The sequence below is a fragment of the Microcoleus sp. bin48.metabat.b7b8b9.023 genome (genome assembly GCF_013299185.1).
Taxonomy (GTDB): Bacteria; Cyanobacteriota; Cyanobacteriia; order Cyanobacteriales; family Microcoleaceae; genus Microcoleus.
Genome location: NZ_JAAFKG010000013.1, coordinates 30,752 through 47,528 on the forward strand (window position 1 = coordinate 30,752; position 16,777 = coordinate 47,528).

The following is a 16,777-nucleotide window of genomic DNA, read 5'->3' on the forward strand; positions in this document are numbered from 1 at the left end:
CTGCGTTTATCTGCCTACATCTGCGGTTGCAAAATTATATCAAACTATTAGTGACAATCCGAGTTATACCCAAATCAATTAACTTTTGCATATTTGCGCGATCGTCCACCGTCCACGCTACAATGTCAACTCCTTGATTGCGGGTTTCTGGAATTAGTGCGGGGTTTTCCAATAAAACACGATACAGGCTGGTAATCAAGTTATCGCGATGGGCGACAGCTTGAGACAATTGAGTTTTATATGCTTCTAAATTAGCAACAATGTGTCCGATCGCCAAATCGCCATCTAGCCGCCGCACTTGTCCGAGAAATTTCTCGCTAAACGAGGTAATAACGCATTTTTCTTGAATTCCTGCACGGTGCAAAGTATTGACAAACTCCGCAACTTCTGTATCCGACCATTCGCAGTGCGGCTTGACATCAAAGTAGAGAAATTTGTCAACATTCTTGAGGATAGCTAAGGCTTCTTTCCAGGTAGGAATTTTTTCCCCTGAAAATTCATCGCTAAACCATTTACCAGCATTGAGTGTCTGCAAGTCTGACAGATTTGTTTCCCTGACTTTACCGGCAACTCCGGTGATTCTATCCAGCGTGGCGTCGTGGAAAACCACGGGCACGCCGTCAGCCGATAGCTGGATGTCAAACTCGATCGAATCGGCTCCGCGGGCGATCGCCAATTCAAAAGCTGCTAAAGTGTTCTCAGGGGCGATCGACGAAAATCCCCGATGTGCAATAATTTCTAAATTCATTCTTGGTAGTAAGGACTTTAGTCCTAGTTTGTAGTAAGGACTTTAGTCCTAGTTTGTAGTAAGGACTTTAGTCCTTTGTGCAAGTCTTAAGAAGGACTAAAGTCCAGTTTGTAGTAAGGACTTCAGTCCTTTTTCTTTTGTCTGAAGAAGGACTAAAGTCCTCACTACGAACCTGAAGGACTGAAGTCCTCACTACGAACAGCTATCTAAAAATTCTGCCACAGTTTGATTGAAAGTTTCCGGTTGAGTCAAAAAACACCAATGATTCCCCGGTACTTTGGCAATTGTCAGATTTTGCAAGTATGTTTTGTAGGGCTGCATTTGCCAATCCATGCGATTTACGCCTGTTTCCGGCTGTACGAACAAAGTTGGGATATCTATATTTTCCGTTAAACCGGCAACTTTCATCACTTCAGCAAAAATCTGATTTCTGGCGGCAATCACAAATTTACTTCCCCAACTTCCATCTAATTTTTGTTCGATGTGGTTTTGGAAGATCATTTGTTGCATTTCATTCCAGCCTGCGTATTCTCCCGATTGTTTGGCGGCTGCTTCGGCTTGGGCTAAAGTTGCAAACGGGCCCATACATTTGAGACAGTCTAATTTGCGGTAAACTATTGGTAGACTGAGTTTCATCACAGCGGGCAGCTTGGTGATGAAGATTGGGTCTACTAAAATCATACTCGAAATGCGATCGCCATTGTGCCGCGCCCAAATTAATGCTAGTTTTCCAGTCCAAGAATGTCCGAGAATGTGGGCATTTTGCCAGTTGAGGTGTGCCATCAAAGCTTCCAAATCTGCGATCGCCCTTGAAAAAGTATAACCCGTTTCCGGTTTGCTACTCTCTCCGTGGCCGCGCATATCCGGCGCTACAACATGATAGCGGTTGGACAAGTAATTACCCAAACCAGTCCAAACCACTGCACTATCTGCTAAACCGTGCAATAACAGCAAACGCGGAACTTTTTCTGTCCCTGTTTGTGAGTTCCATTCTAGATAAGAAAGTTCGATATCTGGTAATTTTAAACTGTGGCGTGCAGGCATATAGAAAAAGTTTGACTAATTTCAGGAATACGCAAAACGTTTGTAGTGAGGACTTTAGTCCGCATCCAAAGGTTTGTAGTGAGGACTTTAGTCCGCATCCAAAAGTTTGTAGTGAGGACTTTAGTCCGCATCCATTAACTAGGACTTGCATTCGTCACCAAAAAACTTGTTAGCAAACCAATGACTCGGAGGAATCTTGTTTCTGATATATAGCCTTTAGAGCGAAAGATGAGGTATGACTGTAAATAGATTTTTTGAGGCGACCTTGCTTACTATATAATAAATATAACAGAGCTAAAGCATAAGAGGGCTAAAGCCCAACAACGTACCTCACATTTCTAGGTAGAGGTCGCTCTAAAATTCTTAACTGTCAACTTTTGAAGACTCCTGCAAGGACTGCGATACCAAACACAATCATCACCCTAAATTTTACCTTTTAAACTCAACAAAATAAACTGAGTTTTCTGAGCCTCCTCAAAATTATCGTCGCTCACCAAAACTATACTTTGACTGCCGTCTGGCAAACGCGGGCCGAGAGTCATTCCCTCTAAATTGTACAGCGGAATGCCCAATTCACCCAAGTCCAAAAGCAACTTTTTCCTCACAGGTTCGACCATTGCCATTTGCCCTTTCAAACTCTCGATTCTCGAAGTATCCGTCGCCGCGCCAACCGCTACTTGATAAATTCTAGCGCTGTATCCCGATATCCCAAAAGAACGCTCTAAACTCAGAAATTGACCGCCACCGACAGTTACCAATTCTGTTAGCCCGTTCAAAACAGTCATCGGCACTTCGTCTGTCTTGTAAAGATTCTCTGAGACTAATTGTGGTGTTTTATCGACGATGATATAATGTAAAAGACGGACTTTGTTTGCTTTGTCTGGGTCTAAATCTTGAATTAACGGCGCTGCTGTCGCTGTAAACAACCTAAACGGATCGAGACCGCCAGGACTAAAGGTTTCTGGGTCGATGCTTAAGGATTCAAAACCTAAACTTTTCTGGACTCCTTGCTGTTGTTGTTCATCGTTGGTATCGGGAATGTAGCGCTTGGGAATTGGCAAATTTCCTCGCAATTTCCCGGTGGTGAGGTCAAATTCTCCGACAAAAGGAGGGCTGCCTTCGCTGGCGACAAATACTGAATTCCGTGGAGACAGGGCGATACCTTCGGGATTGATGGAACCCCAAAGGAAGGTTTCGCCATCCCCTTTTTTGAGGGATGTAACGCCTTCAACAGAAACTTTTTCGAGGCTGATATTGGCTGGATCGCTGGATTTAAGATCGAGTCGCAGACTGTAAAATCTGGCTTCTCCGTTTTCGCTTTTGTCGTCGGAAAGGGCGTAAAAACGATAAGCTTTGGAAGTGACGCCGCTAATACCTTTGGCGTCGTAGGTGATTCCTGATAAACCGCCGACTGGCGATCCTTCAAAGTTGATTTTTGGCAATTGGTACTCGCCCAAAAAGCCTAGGGATATTTCTGGAAAAGAGCGATCTCTAGCAACAGCGGGAGGGGCGGCGCAAGCTGTGCATACAGTTAGGAAAATTAGAGCTAAACTGAATAGGCGCAAAATGCGTTGGCCCAAAGCCTGTAAATTCCAATAATTGCTCAGTGCGGTAAGTTGTATTTTGTTGCTCTTGTTGAACAGTTGGCTGGTGTGCCATCTTTGTGACATAATTTATACCGTTTTGTTAAATATGCAAAACTTGATGTTTCGAGCAGGGCTGCCGAATGGTGGCAATTATATTTCTTTTATGAGAAATTCTGTGCCATTTGGGTGCTTGCTTTGGTTGTGGCTGTGTGCTGGTTCGATCGCTAGCGCCCAAACTAATCCACCACCCCTCGATCAATTTTCTCCTAATCCTCTAGAACTTACCACACCCGATCCCCTAAAACCCGCTACTGAATCTTTGAGTAGCACTCAGCGGGAGGATCTGAGTGCGGCTTTGGAAAAGCTAAGCTTAGAAGCAGCGGCTAAACTGGAAGCTGGAGATGGGGCTGGTGCTTTTGATATTTGGTTTCGAGAATTGCGACTGCGCCGATATCTTGGCCCGGCGGCGGAAATTGCTGCTTTGAGTCGGGTGGGAAGTGTTGCTTGGAGTAGCAATAAAAACCTGGAACTTCAGCTTATTACTAAACGGCTGCAAGCAATTCACAAACAAGTTAAATCGCAAGTGCCGGTAAATACTGAGTTGCTCCCGGCTTTAGCTGCGGCTTTTGGGCAGGTGCGCGCTAAAGGCCCGACTGTAGAAGTTTACCAACAAATCCTGGAAAATGCGCGCCAAAATCAAGATATATTGGCTCAGGGTCAGATTTTAAAGGCGATCGCACTTATTCACGTCAATTGGCTGAGTTACGATAAAGCGGCTGCGGTGTATGAGGAATTGGCAACTTTAATTCAGGAAAACCGCGCTTTATTTGTGGCTAATGCTGCTGTACCAGTTACTGCTGTAACGGCGGGAAATGGCGCGCCACCACAGCCTGTAACTGCTCCGACAGAGGTAGATACTCTGAGACAGTTAGCCTACGTTTACCAACAGTCGAAACAGCCCCTAAAGGCGATCGCAGCCCGGGAAAAACTAGCATCTGTGTATGTCAACCTGCAAAATCCGGCGGCGATACCACCGCTCAAAATTGCGATCGGCACCGATTACCAAACTATAGGTCAAATCAACCTAGCAGCTCAATACTATCAGGAAGCATACAATTTAGCCGTCCCGATCCAACAGTACGCCCAAGCTAGCGAAGCTTTGGATAAATTAGCACTGCTTTATCGATCGCAAAAACAGCTAGAACCGACTGTGCGAATCTATCAAATGCAGTTGCTTTTGGAAGAACGGGCTTACAATTGGTACGGATTGATGAATGCTTACGACAATCTCGGTCAAGTTTATCAGGAAATGAAGGATTACAAGAAAGCTTTGGAAGCCTATCAGAAGGGGTTGGAAGTGGCTAAAAGATTGGGACACAGAAAAGAGTATTTTGACAAGAAGATTATTAAGGTTAACAAGCAATTGCAACGGACTTCGTAGTTATCCGCAGACAATCATGCCAAGGAATGAGAATTATAGCGGTTGTCACAAAGATGAGGTACGTTGTTGGGCTTCAGCCCTCTTGGTTTAAGTGGTTATATAAGCTGTCATTTATACCTCATCTTTTTGAGAAAGGCTATAAATAACTTACAATTTGATGGTTCTAGTGGAATGGGCGTCCCGCCCGTCCTTTCTGAACGGGCGGGACGCCCATTCCACAAGCTTATGTAATACCATTTATCTAAAATTGTACAACACTCTTCGACCCCCCCTAGCCCCCCCTTGCTAAGGGGGGGAACAAGAATGCTGTTATTTCGTTGAAAATTGGTATAAATTATTTAATTTCCGATCCTAATTTGTGATGCGAGTAATTTAAACGCGATCGGGTACCCATTATCCATCCTACGCAGATACTGCGGACTGGTAAGTTTCTCGTGAAATAGAATAATATAGTACATCAGTTTCGTAATAACGAGCATTTTTTTCATATTTCATGCCTACTTTCTGTATCACCCGCTGGGAGGCGATATTTTCTGGGCGGGCGATCGCAACTATTCTCTCCAACTGTAATATGTTAAATCCATAGTTTAGACTAGCAAAAGATGCTTCTGTCGCCAATCCTTGATTCCAATAAACTTTATCGAAGGCATAGCCAAGCTCAACTTCCGGTGTTTTGTCCAGAAAAGCAAGTCCGCAGCGACCAATCATTTTACGATCTATCTTATGTACTACAGCCCACATTCCGAAGTTGTGTTCTTCCCAACGTTGGAGCATAGCATGAATGGCGCTTTCTGTGGCTTCTCTAGTTCTAACTCCTGTGAGGTATTTCATTGTTTCCGCATCGCTGTAGATGCGGTACAAATCGTCTAAGTCGTCTGGTGTAAATTGTCTCAGATACAATCGGGCTGTCTCTATTTGTTGCATGATGACAATCATTATTCTACCATAAAAATTGGAGGTATATCCTCCATATCTGCGTTACCAGGCTCTGCCTGGTAACGATTAATTCGCACCCTACAAAACTACTTTACTCCTATCTTTGCCACTAGCGTCTTGCAGCTTTCAACTAAACGGATGAACTCTGCTCGATAGCCTTCCTTATCTTCACCTTTCGCCTGACTTGCCAGCCTCAATACTTGATCGAAATTAGCTGCCCCCTTGTACTCAGAATCTCTCAAAACCATCCCGAAAGCAGCTACAGCAGCAGCAAATCTGAAGTTAGCAGAGGCATTTTCTAGTTTCACAGGTTTGTCGATTATCGACTGCGTAATTAACTGACTCACTGTCTCGTTAGGTTTTTTGTAGCGCAACTTTACCTGCATCAATTCATCAGTTTGAGACGCTGAAGCAGTGGCTGGGTTCGGTTGATATTTCAACGGATCGACTTCCGGCAATTTGACATTGCTGGCGACACCAACCGGAATAATTTCGTAAATTGCCGTTACCGAATGCCCTGCACCTAATTCACCTGCATCTTTTTTGTCGTCGTTAAAGTCTTGATTTTGCAAAACTCGATTTTCGTAACCGACTAGACGGTAGGCTTGAACTTTAGCCGGATTGAATTCTACTTGAATTTTCACATCTTTGGCGATGGTAAATAGCGTGCCTCCGATTTGAGTTACCAAAACTTTTTTGGCTTCCAGCAAACTGTCGATATAAGCGTAATTTCCATTACCTTTATTGGCTAGCTGTTCCATTTTTGCATCTTGCAAATTGCCAGTACCAAATCCCAAGACGCTGAGGAAAACTCCTTGTTCTCGTTTTTCTTCAATCATCCGCACGAGTTCGCCATCGCTGGAAACGCCGACATTAAAATCTCCGTCCGTTGCCAGAATAACGCGGTTGTTTCCTTGTTTGATAAAGTTGTCTCTAGCAACTTTGTAGGCTAGTTGAATACCCGCTCCGCCTGCGGTAGAACCGCCTGCTTCTAGCTTGTCAATGCTATCTAATATCTTTTCTTTTTGGTTGCCCGGTGTTGGAGGCAAAACTAACCCGGCGGCTCCGGCGTAGACTACAATTGTAACGCTATCTTTGGCTCGCAATTCGCTCACTAGATATTTCAAAGATGCTTTGACTAACGGCAATTTATCCGGCGAATTCATGGAACCGGAAACATCGATTAGAAATACGAGATTGTTCGGCGGTAAATTTTTGGTGGAAATGCTTTTTCCTTGCAAGCCGATGTGGACTAATTTGTGTTGGGGATTCCAGGGAGCATTGGCGACTTCTGTATTAATTGAAAAAGGTCGATCGCCCTTTGGCTGCGGATAGTCGTAGGTAAAGTAATTAATTAGTTCTTCGAGGCGCACCGCATCTTTGGGCGGCATCACCCCGCTGTTGATAAAGCGTCGGACATTGCTGTAGGATGCTGTATCGACATCGATGCCAAATGTGGAAAGCGGGTTGTTGCTAGCCCGCTGATAGGAGTTATCATAAATGCGGTTGTATCCTTCGCGATCGAATTCTTGGGTTTGGGCGGGCAAGGCTGTGGTTGTAGGTGATGGTAGTGGAGTTACTGGCTGATTAATGCCGCCAAAATTTCTAGTTCTTAATAAATCTTGTCCTGTAAGATTGTTAGGAGCGCGATTGTCAAGGTTAAGTCTCACTCGCTGAGGGGCTGTTTGGGGAGAAGGCGCTGGTAAAGGTACAGAATTTGGTTCTGAAAGTTGGGGATTTCGATTTTGTTCCAATTCACCACTACGAGCTTCTAATGCGTCAGCTCTACCGCGCAGCGTCGCTAATTCAGGGGCGAATTCAGTCTGTAAACGCTGCACAATCGCTAAATCTTCGGGGCCGACTTTTGGCGTACCTGCTGCGATCGCCCGATCGACTTTTACCAAACAACTATTTAAACTTACCGCAAAGTCGGAGCGCTTTAAAGGTCGATCGCCTAAAGTAGTACCAACCGGGGAGACAATCGGACAACTGTAGCGTTTTGCTAAGGATAGTAGTGCCTGAAAAGCCCAGCTACTCGGTGCAATGTCAGCCGATTGAGAGACATTTGTGGGAGTTGGTGCGTTGGTTTGGCGATCGACTTTTTGGGCGATCGCACTTTTGGGATTCATCCAGTAAAAAGTTAAAATGACTGGACTTAGCAGCACTATTTGCAACAAAAGTTTACGCATAGATTTTTACTCCTGAGAATATTGCGATCGCGATATTGAATAACATACTACATCAGTTTCATAATAACGAGCGTTGTTTTCATATTTGAAACCAACTTTCTGCATCACCCGCTGGAATGCGATATTTTGGGGGCGGGCGATCGCAACTATTCTCTCCAACTTTAATATTTCAAATTTTGTCTGGCTAAAAATATTTTAGTTGGGTTTCGTTCGAGGTAAAATATTAGAGTCTTGCGATCGCATAATATACTCGATCGCGACCGCAATCGTCAAAATTATGCTGGTATTTCATCCCCACTTTTTCCATTACCCGCCGCGAGGATCTGTTTTCGGTATCTGCAACTGCAACAACTTTGTCTAGTTTCAATACTTCAAATCCATACTTGAGGCTAGCCGCTGCAACTTCCGATGCTAAACCTTTCCCCCAGTATGCTTTTGCTAACACGTAACCGACTTCTACTTCAGGTGTTTTGCCTAAAAATCTCAGCCCCCCGTCCCCGATCAATTGGTTATTTTGTTTGTTGACAACAGCCCACAAACCGAAACCATGTTTTTCCCAATCTGCGATTATCTCCAATAAATCTGCTGCTGTTTCTTCTCTATTTCTGACGCCTTCGCTTAGATACTTCATCACTTCTGAATCGCTGTAGATGCGGTACAGCTCATCTAAGTCGTCTGGCGTAAATTGTCTCAGATACAATCGGGCTGTCTCTATCTCTTCCATGATGATTGTATAACTTCTACCAGTAGATTATTATACCAGTTTTGTTTGGATACAAACATTTTGGTTGGGTTTCATTCCTCAACCCAACCTACGGTTTACCGATCTTCATGCAAAAAACATCTCCAATAATTCTTGTGGAACAGGCAGGATGCCTGTTCTAGACTTAGTTTTTTGGAGAGGTCTAAAATATTGATTATCTTTGTTACAATTATTAATTGGATGTATTATACCAGTTTTCCTGTAAATGACCATTTCCTCACCAGTAGCAGACACCGAAAACCAACCCCGCCGCGATACAGACTGGCGGTTATTCCTGAGGTTGGCAGCTTACGCAACCCGCAGCAAACGCTTGCTGATTATTTCGATCGCACTATTAGTACCGCTAGCAGTCTCAGGAGCAATTCAACCGATTCTGATCGGACAGGCAATTTCGGTAATTCGAGCAGAACCTACCTATCAATTTTTACAGGGATTGCCTTTATCTACTGCATTAAATGTTTTGGCAGTCTTGCTGATGCTAACTATAACATTTAGATTGGGACTGCAATCATTTCAAGGATATTTAGTCACAAAAGTAGGGCAAATTATTACTACTGATATTAGAAATGATTTGTTTGTGCACGTCACCTCGCTAGCGGTGCGATTTTTCGATCGCACTCCTGTCGGTAAATTGATGACGCGCCTCACCAGTGACGTGGAAGCTTTGGGAGAGGTTTTTTCCTCAGGGGCGATCGGGATTGTCAGCGATTTATTTTCAATATTAGTAATTGCCATTTTCATGTTTACCATGCAGTGGCAACTAGCTTTAATGTTGGTGACGATGATGATACCGATTACCGCTTTAATCGTTTATTTTCAGTACCAATATCGAATTGCAAATTACACTACCAGAGAAGAACTTTCCGATCTCAACGCACAACTGCAAGAAAACCTGACGGGTATTGGCGTAGTGCAGCTATTCCGCCGGGAAAGATTCAACTCAGAATTGTTTAATGTCACCAACAAACGCTACATTAAAGCCGTTGATAAAACTATTTTTTACGACTCTGCCGTATCTGCGACATTGGAATGGATTGCTTTAGTGGCGATTGCAGCCGTTTTGTGGATGGGCGGTCAAAGCCTTCTGCAAGGTACAATTAACTTTGGTACTCTGTCTGCATTTATTTTATTTGCTCAGCGTCTCTTCGATCCGCTGCGGCAATTTGCGGAGAAATTTACGGCAATTCAAGCAGGATTTACCGCCGTCGAACGGATTAGCGATATTCTCAACGAACCGATCGAAATTAAAGATCCAACTAGCGGGGAGAAGGAAGAAGGAAAATGGGAGAAGGAAGAAGTCCGATGGAAGTCGGAAGAAGGAAGAGGGAAGAGGGAAGCAGGAAGAAGGGAATATTATTCGCCGTTGCTGATGGCCGGTCATCCAGAGGCACTTGCTTATAATTTATCTTCAAATGAGCCAGAATTTGTAGAAAGTAATCAAACTCCTGCAACTTCTGAATATCGCCTATCAGCTAACAATCAAAAATCCCTAGTTGCTCATTCCCAATCAAAGGAATCTGAATCAGGAGAAATCCAATTTGACAATGTATGGTTTGCTTACAAAGATAATGAATATGTTCTGCAAGACCTGAATTTTACCATCAAATCTGGCGAAAAAGTCGCATTAGTTGGCCCGACAGGTGCAGGAAAAAGTTCAATTATTCGTCTTCTGTGTCGTCTCTACGAGCCCACACGGGGCAGAATTTTGGTTAATCATGTAGATATTCGCGATTTACCTCAAGCAGAATTGCGAAGACACGTAGGTGTGATTATTCAAGATGGCTTTCTATTTGCTGGCGATGTGAAGAGCAATATTAGCCTTGGCGAAAGTTACTCGATGGAGGAGATTCGAGCAGCAGCAGAAAAGACGAATGTTGCTCGTTTAATTGAAGAATTACCTCAAGGTTATGACACGCAATTGCGGGAAAGGGGAACGAATCTTTCCGGGGGACAAAAGCAGTTGTTAGCGTTTGCTCGCGCCGCCATTCGCAACCCCAGTATTTTAGTGCTCGACGAGGCGACTGCTAGTTTGGATGTGGGAACGGAAGCTTTGATTCAAGAGGCTCTGGAGCGTGTGATGGCTGACAGAACGGCTATAATCATTGCTCACAGGCTCTCGACTATCCGAAATGTCGATCGCATTTTGGTGCTCAAACGCGGGCAGTTAGTAGAGTCTGGCAGCCACGAAGAGTTGTTGCAGCAAGAAGGTTTGTATGCGAGTTTGTACAAGCTGCAAATGCTCGGAAGTTAGACAGTTGACAGTTGACAGTTGACAGTTGACAGTTGACAGTTGACAGTTGACAGTTGACCGAAGGAAGTCAGGAGAAAGGAATTTTTTTCCTAAACTCGGTAGATTTGCGGTTTTAGATTTTAGATGAGAGAACAAATCTAAAATCTAAAATCATATCACTTACCAAAAATGATTTTTCCAAGGGTTTGTGGCAGGTGAGTGATATGCTGAAAAAGCTGATTTGGCCCGATGCCAAACAATAACTGCATCGCCAACACAATTGCGGCTATAGCAATTGCTGTACCCGCGCTGGCTTTCAATACTTTAAAAGCCCAATTAAACACCAGCCAAGAAACAAGTAAGGAAGCAATTAAGATGATTAACTCTATTGGCATATAACATTTTTAACTCTTATTTTTAATTCAAGCAATACTACCGCGCTTCCGGGTTTCCTTATTAGAAATTCCGACATTTTTTAAACCAGCTTTAATCATTTGCTGCTCTAACAAAGCAAAAAAGCTACTTCGATCGCCCCCGGTGACTACTGCTTGGTTGTGGGCTTCTGCTAGCGTCACGGGATAGCCGCCACCTTTGTGTACTTGAGCTAGCATCATTCCTAAGGCTAAATCTAGCTCTGTATTATCTTGTGCTACCCATTCCGGAATTTCTATTCTAGCAATTTCTGTGCCAACGTGAACATAACAAAAATAGATGGGATTGAGACCGTATAAATCTAAAATTCGAGCGTGGGATTTCCACAACGGGCTTCTTTGTCCGGGTAGCAGGATTGTGGCCCACAAGACGGCATCTCGCAATGGTTCAAATTCTTGACAAGGTGCTTTTTCGTCGAAAGCACTGGTGGCGGAAAATCCGACGTTGGGGCAGTTTGTCATGCAGTCTGGTACTTCGTGGGTGCAGGCTTGAAACCGCAAAAATGATAAGCTTTCGGTGCTGCGAGAAGCGCTCAAGTATCCTAATAAGGGAATTTTTGCTAGGCGCAATTTGTCCCAAGCTTCTAAAATTGGCTGCAAAATTCGATCGCGCGCTTCGCTAGGTAACTGTTCCAAAAACCAATAAATCAGGGAACCATCTACCATTGCCAAAGTTGGCGCGGGTAGTTGATTGTCGTTAAATTTTGCCCAATTGCAGCCCATTTCCGCGAGGGCGATGGCTTCGGAAACGGCGCGCCGGTATCCCATCCACTCTTCGGTTCTAATTCCCCACTGGCGCGAAGCATACAAGTCTTCGGGTTTGTAGAAAACTTCGGGCACGCTGTCTAAAACTGGGTGCCGACTTTGCCCGTAGTGCAGCATGACTGTACCGACGTTGATCAGGTAGCAGTAGGCTATTTCGTGATGGCTGGGCGAAATTTGCGATCCGTCTGTGGCGAAGACTGTGTGGGCGGCGGGCGGTGCGGTGATGTAGGTGCGATCGCCCAAGGGCTCGATCGGCGTGGCTGCATTGAATAATGTGCGATCGCTCCAACTCTCTTGCAATTCTACCAATTTTTCTTGTCCCACTGCCGCCTGTTCCAGCAAATTCTGAGCCACTTCCAAACGCTGGCGAGCCGCCAAAGCTTCCACATTCAAATGCTGGCTCATTCCCTGCATTGCTTTGGCTGCTTTAGTTAAATCTAGCATTGGTTTTAAGTCTCTGATTGGTGCGATCGTTCGGAATGCAAGTCCTTGGGAAAAGAAGGACTAAAGTCCTTACTACGAACCTGGGAAATAAGGACTAAAGTCCTCACTACGAACCTGGGAAATAAGGACTAAAGTCCTTACTACGAACCTGGGAAATAAGGACTAAAGTCCTTACTACGAACCTGGGAAAGAAGGACTAAAGTCCTTACTACGAACCTGGGAAATAAGGACTAAAGTCCTTACTACGAACCTGGGAAATAAGGACTAAAGTCCTTACTACGAACCTGGGAAATAAGGACTAAAGTCCTCACTACGAACCTGGGAAAGAAGGACTAAAGTCCTCACTACGAACCTCCTGGAAAAGAAGGACTAAAGTCCTCACTACGAACCTATTTTATTACAGTCACCGATAAAAAAAAATCGATTTTTTTTGTCGGTATGCTTGATTATTTGGGGAATTCCTGTTATATTTATATCATAATGGGAATATGTTCAAAAATATTATTTTTGCAACCATCCCATTATATAAAAATACCATACCAGCACCACAAAAGTCAACAAAAAAAGTGTAAAATTTGGAGATTTTTTTTGACTCTGCTAAGCGAAAAAAAATCTCCCTGCCAACAAGTCTAACATCAACATTCGTCGGGCAGCCAATCGACAAAATCTCCGGCAAACTGCGACAGAGAAAGCAATTGAACTGGTGGATTTTGAGCCACAGATTCCCGTTCTGCCAAAGTATTGTAACCCCAGTCAGCCAAAAACAACCTCACCTGAGATAAATCCGGCTGCTGCTTCACAGAAACCAAAGTTTTTAACCGATCTTCGACAAACCAAATAGTCGTATCTTTGCCAGACGCCGCCAAAAATTCCCGCAATATTTGGTGTTTCGGCTTGTTGTATTCCTTGCCAAAAATTAACTCCGACGGCATTTGTACGCCCGCTAGCTGCAAGAGTTCCCGCACAAAACGGCCTTCCTTGGTGGTGACGATCGCGACTTTGACCGAACTATCCTGTAACGAATGCAGGCGATCGGCTACTCCTGGATAAAAGCGGTGCAAAGACAGCCACCCAGCTAAATCCTCAGCAATCCAACTATCGCGCAGTCCGTCTAACATGGCGCCGACAGACTGGGCTTTTAAATTATTTTCGGTCAATAACTGCGGGACAATGTTTGGCCAGTCTAGCAAAATTTGCTCTTCGGTAATTCCTGTCAGCAGTGCGCGAATCAGCAGGGGCATTTCCCAGCCGGTTTCGATGGCTGGCCTCACTCGGTAAAAACTCAAAGCTAAATCTGCATCGGGGACTATTTCGACTGGTTGCCAGATTTGGCAGTAGGTTCGCCAAGCGGTTTGGAAATATTCGATTAGTCCGTCACAAATTACACCGTCAAAATCAAGGGCTAGAATTGTTGGAGAGTTATTAGTCATCAACCGAGTTTAGAGTTTAGAGTTTAGAGTTTAGATTTGGGATTTGGGATTTGGCTGAATAGTCTCAATTAAAAAGACTGAACTAGCGGTTTATCGGCAACTGCTTCTAGTTTTTGGGACTTCAACAATTGCGCCCACTCTGCTTTCAGCATCGGATCGTCAGGAGCTTGTCGCCGCATTTGGGCTAGAGTAGAAATAGTATCGTACCAAATCCCATTTTTAGCATAGGCGATCGCCAATTCCATGCGATCGGGATTTGCCAAAGTTTCCTTAAGAGTTGGCTGTGGTTCAATACGCTGCACAAATCCTGTCACCAGATAATCCTCGGAATAATCTTGATTGCAAGGCACTGACAACGACCACTGATAGGGCTGGTTAAGTTGAAGAGATGTTTTGCCATCGCCTTTTTTAGGAATATCGATCTCAACTATCCCTGGTTTTTCAACCTTGAAAGTAGTTTGGTAAACCTCGTTATTTTTGCCATCGTAAGTTTGTAAAGCAAACTCGATTTCTTGAGTCGCAGCAGAAGAAATGTCAGCCAAAAATGTTGGCATTTCTGCTACGGTTAAACCAATATTGCTTTTAGGTATTAAAGGAATAATAGATACATCCTTCACACAACCTCCGCTTCGATGAGTCCCTGCTACTCTACTATTGGGTGCTGTAACATCTGGAGGTTTGAAATTAATATTCTGACTCAGGAGAATTTGTGCAGGCACTGCCTGCATCGGTGGCAGTAAACTGGGGATAGTAAGTGCGATCGCCAATGCGACGATCGCGAGTGCAACCCCATTCAGAAAACGTTTCATTTTTTAACCACATAACAGGAAGGTTGGGGTTGGCATTTTTACCAAGAAGAATGGGTTTAAAGCCTCCTCCTTCGACAGGGAAATAAAACAAAATTATTAACTATTTCAATTCTCTTCCTTATCGGTAGAGGTCGCTCTCAACCTGTCAATTGTCAACTGTCAACTGTCAACTGTTGAATCATCCCTAGGAGTTTGAATCGCAGCGGGCGATCGGCTTAATTTGTCAATCTTCAGATTCTCATAAGAAGGACAAATTAAGCCTTGAGAAATCGGGACGCTTAAAGAGGCTGAACTAGGGGTTTATCGGCGACTGCTTCGAGTTTTTGGGACTTCAACAATTGCGTCCACTCAGTCTTCAGCCGCGCATCATCGGGTGCGACACTACGCATTTGGGCTAAAGTCGCCAGAGTCTCGTACCAAATGCCATTTTTAGCATAAGCGATCAGCTTCGCCCTCGGGTCGGGATTTGCCAAAGCGCTCTTGAGAGTTCCTTGCGGTTCAACTCGCTGCATCCATCCTTTAATAATATAATCTCCCGATCGTTCCTGAGGATCGCAAGCCAGTGCAAACGACCAGACATATCGCTTACCAACCTCAATATTTTTTGTCTTACCTTTGTCAGAAAGGCTGACTCCCACAATTCCAGCTTTGTCAACTTTCAAACTAGATTCGTAGACTACTTCGGATTCATCTTCGTTTAGCAAAACAAACTCTACTTGAGCCGCCGGCTGAGAAACATAGACAAAAAATGTTGGCGACTCTGTGAGGGTTAAGCCAATATTGCTTTCAGGTATTAAGGGAGTAATCGATAAGCCATCCTGCAACTGACAGCCTCGATGTGCTCCCCCTTGCCGGTTCTCGGGGGCTGTTACCTCTGGCGGTGTGAAATTAACATTCTGACCCAGGGGAGTTGGTGCAGGGACAGCCTGCATCGGTGAAAACAAGCTGGGGAGAGTAATTGCGATCGCCAATACAGCGATCGCCAGTGCCGTAAAATGTAGAAAACGTTTCATTTTTTTCACCAGATAGAATAAAATCAGGGTTCGGATTTTTACTCCTGACTAGGAGTAGGAATCGCAGCGGGCGATCGGTTTAATTTGTCAATCTTCAGAGCCTCAGAAGAAGGACAAAAGAAAGCCTTGAGAAATAGGGAGGCTTAAAAAGACTGAACTAGCGGTTGATCGGCAACTGATTCGAGTTTTTGGGACTGCAACAATTGCTTCCACTCGGCCCTGAGACTCGCATCATTGGGTGATCCTCGCCGCATTTGGGCTAGAGTACCAATTGTATCGTACCAAATATTATTTTCAGCATAAGCGATCGCCAAGGCCATAGGGTCAGGATTTGCCAAATTTTTCTTGAGAGTTTCCTCGGGTTCAATGCGCTTCACAAACCCTTTAACAAAATAATTTCCCGACGGATCGTCATTGCAAGCCACGGAAAACGACCACTGATACCGCTGGTTAACCTCCAGAGATTTTTTGCCCTCCCCTTTGTTAGGAATACTGACCTCAATTATCCCCGGTTTTTCAACTTTGAAAGTCGTTTTATAAGCATCGATTCCTTTTCCATCGTCAGCTTGCAACGTAAACTCGACTTGAGTCGAAGGGTGAGAAACATAGGCCAAGAATGTTGGCGATTCTGCTATGGTTAAACCATCATTGCTTTTAGGTATTAAAGGAACAATAGATAAATCCTTCGGACAAGCATTCCCTCGATGCGTCGCCGATTGCCTGTTGTCGGGGGCGTCTACATCGGGAGGTTTAAATTTAACATTCTGACTCAGCAGCATTGGTGCAGGCACAGCCTGCATCGGTGGCAGGAAACTGGGGAGACTAAGTGCGATCGCACATACAGCGATCGCGAGTGCAGTAAAATGTAGAAAACGTTTCATTTTTTCACCAACCTTATAGATATATTATAGATCTCGTCTCTACTGTTAGTCCGGAGTTCTCAGCCCG

At 44.4% G+C, this 16,777-nt stretch carries 15 protein-coding genes; 2 read left to right on the forward strand and 13 right to left on the reverse strand.

The window, feature by feature from the left end:
• Positions 1-34: 34 nt before the first annotated feature.
• The 3 genes from QZW82_RS10140 to QZW82_RS10150 form a co-directional block, all read right to left on the reverse strand.
• Positions 35-748 carry a glycerophosphodiester phosphodiesterase family protein gene (locus tag QZW82_RS10140; protein ID WP_293147619.1) on the reverse strand — a complete coding sequence of 238 codons (714 nt, stop codon included), beginning with the start codon at positions 746-748 and terminating at the stop codon, positions 35-37.
• Positions 749-940: 192 nt separating this feature from the next.
• Positions 941-1,792 carry an alpha/beta hydrolase gene (locus QZW82_RS10145; RefSeq protein WP_293147621.1) on the reverse strand — a complete coding sequence of 284 codons (852 nt, stop codon included), beginning with the start codon at positions 1,790-1,792 and terminating at the stop codon, positions 941-943.
• A 422-nt stretch (positions 1,793-2,214) separates the two neighbouring features.
• Positions 2,215-3,462 (reverse strand): esterase-like activity of phytase family protein, encoded by a 1,248-nt coding sequence (locus tag QZW82_RS10150; protein ID WP_293147623.1) that lies wholly within the window; start codon positions 3,460-3,462, stop codon positions 2,215-2,217.
• 34 nt (positions 3,463-3,496) lie between these two features.
• Here QZW82_RS10150 and QZW82_RS10155 point away from each other — a divergent pair, with 34 nt between their 5' ends.
• Entirely contained in the window at positions 3,497-4,819 is a 1,323-nt protein-coding gene (locus QZW82_RS10155) for a tetratricopeptide repeat protein (protein WP_293147625.1), read from the forward strand.
• A 402-nt stretch (positions 4,820-5,221) separates the two neighbouring features.
• Here QZW82_RS10155 and QZW82_RS10160 read toward each other — a convergent pair whose 3' ends face one another.
• The 4 genes from QZW82_RS10160 to QZW82_RS10175 form a co-directional block, all read right to left on the reverse strand.
• A complete protein-coding gene (locus QZW82_RS10160) occupies positions 5,222-5,743 on the reverse strand; it encodes a GNAT family N-acetyltransferase (protein ID WP_293147627.1) in 522 nt (173 codons plus the stop codon).
• Positions 5,744-5,841: 98 nt separating this feature from the next.
• Complete coding sequence (locus tag QZW82_RS10165) at positions 5,842-7,944, reverse strand: VWA domain-containing protein (RefSeq protein WP_293147629.1); 2,103 nt, start codon at positions 7,942-7,944, stop codon at positions 5,842-5,844.
• Between the two features lie 6 nt (positions 7,945-7,950).
• Complete coding sequence (locus QZW82_RS10170) at positions 7,951-8,103, reverse strand: GNAT family protein (protein ID WP_293147631.1); 153 nt, start codon at positions 8,101-8,103, stop codon at positions 7,951-7,953.
• Positions 8,104-8,167: 64 nt separating this feature from the next.
• Positions 8,168-8,668: a GNAT family N-acetyltransferase gene (locus QZW82_RS10175; RefSeq protein ID WP_293147633.1), complete on the reverse strand. Its 501-nt coding sequence runs from the start codon at positions 8,666-8,668 to the stop codon at positions 8,168-8,170.
• Between the two features lie 244 nt (positions 8,669-8,912).
• Here QZW82_RS10175 and QZW82_RS10180 point away from each other — a divergent pair, with 244 nt between their 5' ends.
• Entirely contained in the window at positions 8,913-10,958 is a 2,046-nt protein-coding gene (locus QZW82_RS10180) for an ABC transporter ATP-binding protein (protein WP_293147635.1), read from the forward strand.
• Positions 10,959-11,113: 155 nt separating this feature from the next.
• Here QZW82_RS10180 and QZW82_RS10185 read toward each other — a convergent pair whose 3' ends face one another.
• From QZW82_RS10185 to QZW82_RS10210, 6 genes are all read right to left on the reverse strand, one after another.
• Positions 11,114-11,332 carry a hypothetical protein gene (locus QZW82_RS10185; protein ID WP_293147637.1) on the reverse strand — a complete coding sequence of 73 codons (219 nt, stop codon included), beginning with the start codon at positions 11,330-11,332 and terminating at the stop codon, positions 11,114-11,116.
• Between the two features lie 27 nt (positions 11,333-11,359).
• Positions 11,360-12,577, reverse strand: coding sequence for a DNA double-strand break repair nuclease NurA (locus tag QZW82_RS10190; RefSeq protein WP_293147639.1), 1,218 nt, complete (start codon positions 12,575-12,577; stop codon positions 11,360-11,362).
• A gap of 635 nt (positions 12,578-13,212) precedes the next feature.
• On the reverse strand, positions 13,213-14,007 hold the full coding sequence (locus QZW82_RS10195; RefSeq protein ID WP_293147641.1) for an HAD family hydrolase: 795 nt from the start codon (positions 14,005-14,007) through the stop codon (positions 13,213-13,215).
• Between the two features lie 68 nt (positions 14,008-14,075).
• On the reverse strand, positions 14,076-14,816 hold the full coding sequence (locus QZW82_RS10200) for a DUF928 domain-containing protein (protein ID WP_293147643.1): 741 nt from the start codon (positions 14,814-14,816) through the stop codon (positions 14,076-14,078).
• 278 nt (positions 14,817-15,094) lie between these two features.
• On the reverse strand, positions 15,095-15,829 hold the full coding sequence (locus tag QZW82_RS10205; RefSeq protein ID WP_293147644.1) for a DUF928 domain-containing protein: 735 nt from the start codon (positions 15,827-15,829) through the stop codon (positions 15,095-15,097).
• 143 nt (positions 15,830-15,972) lie between these two features.
• A complete protein-coding gene (locus QZW82_RS10210) occupies positions 15,973-16,710 on the reverse strand; it encodes a DUF928 domain-containing protein (RefSeq protein WP_293147646.1) in 738 nt (245 codons plus the stop codon).
• Positions 16,711-16,777: the final 67 nt, after the last annotated feature.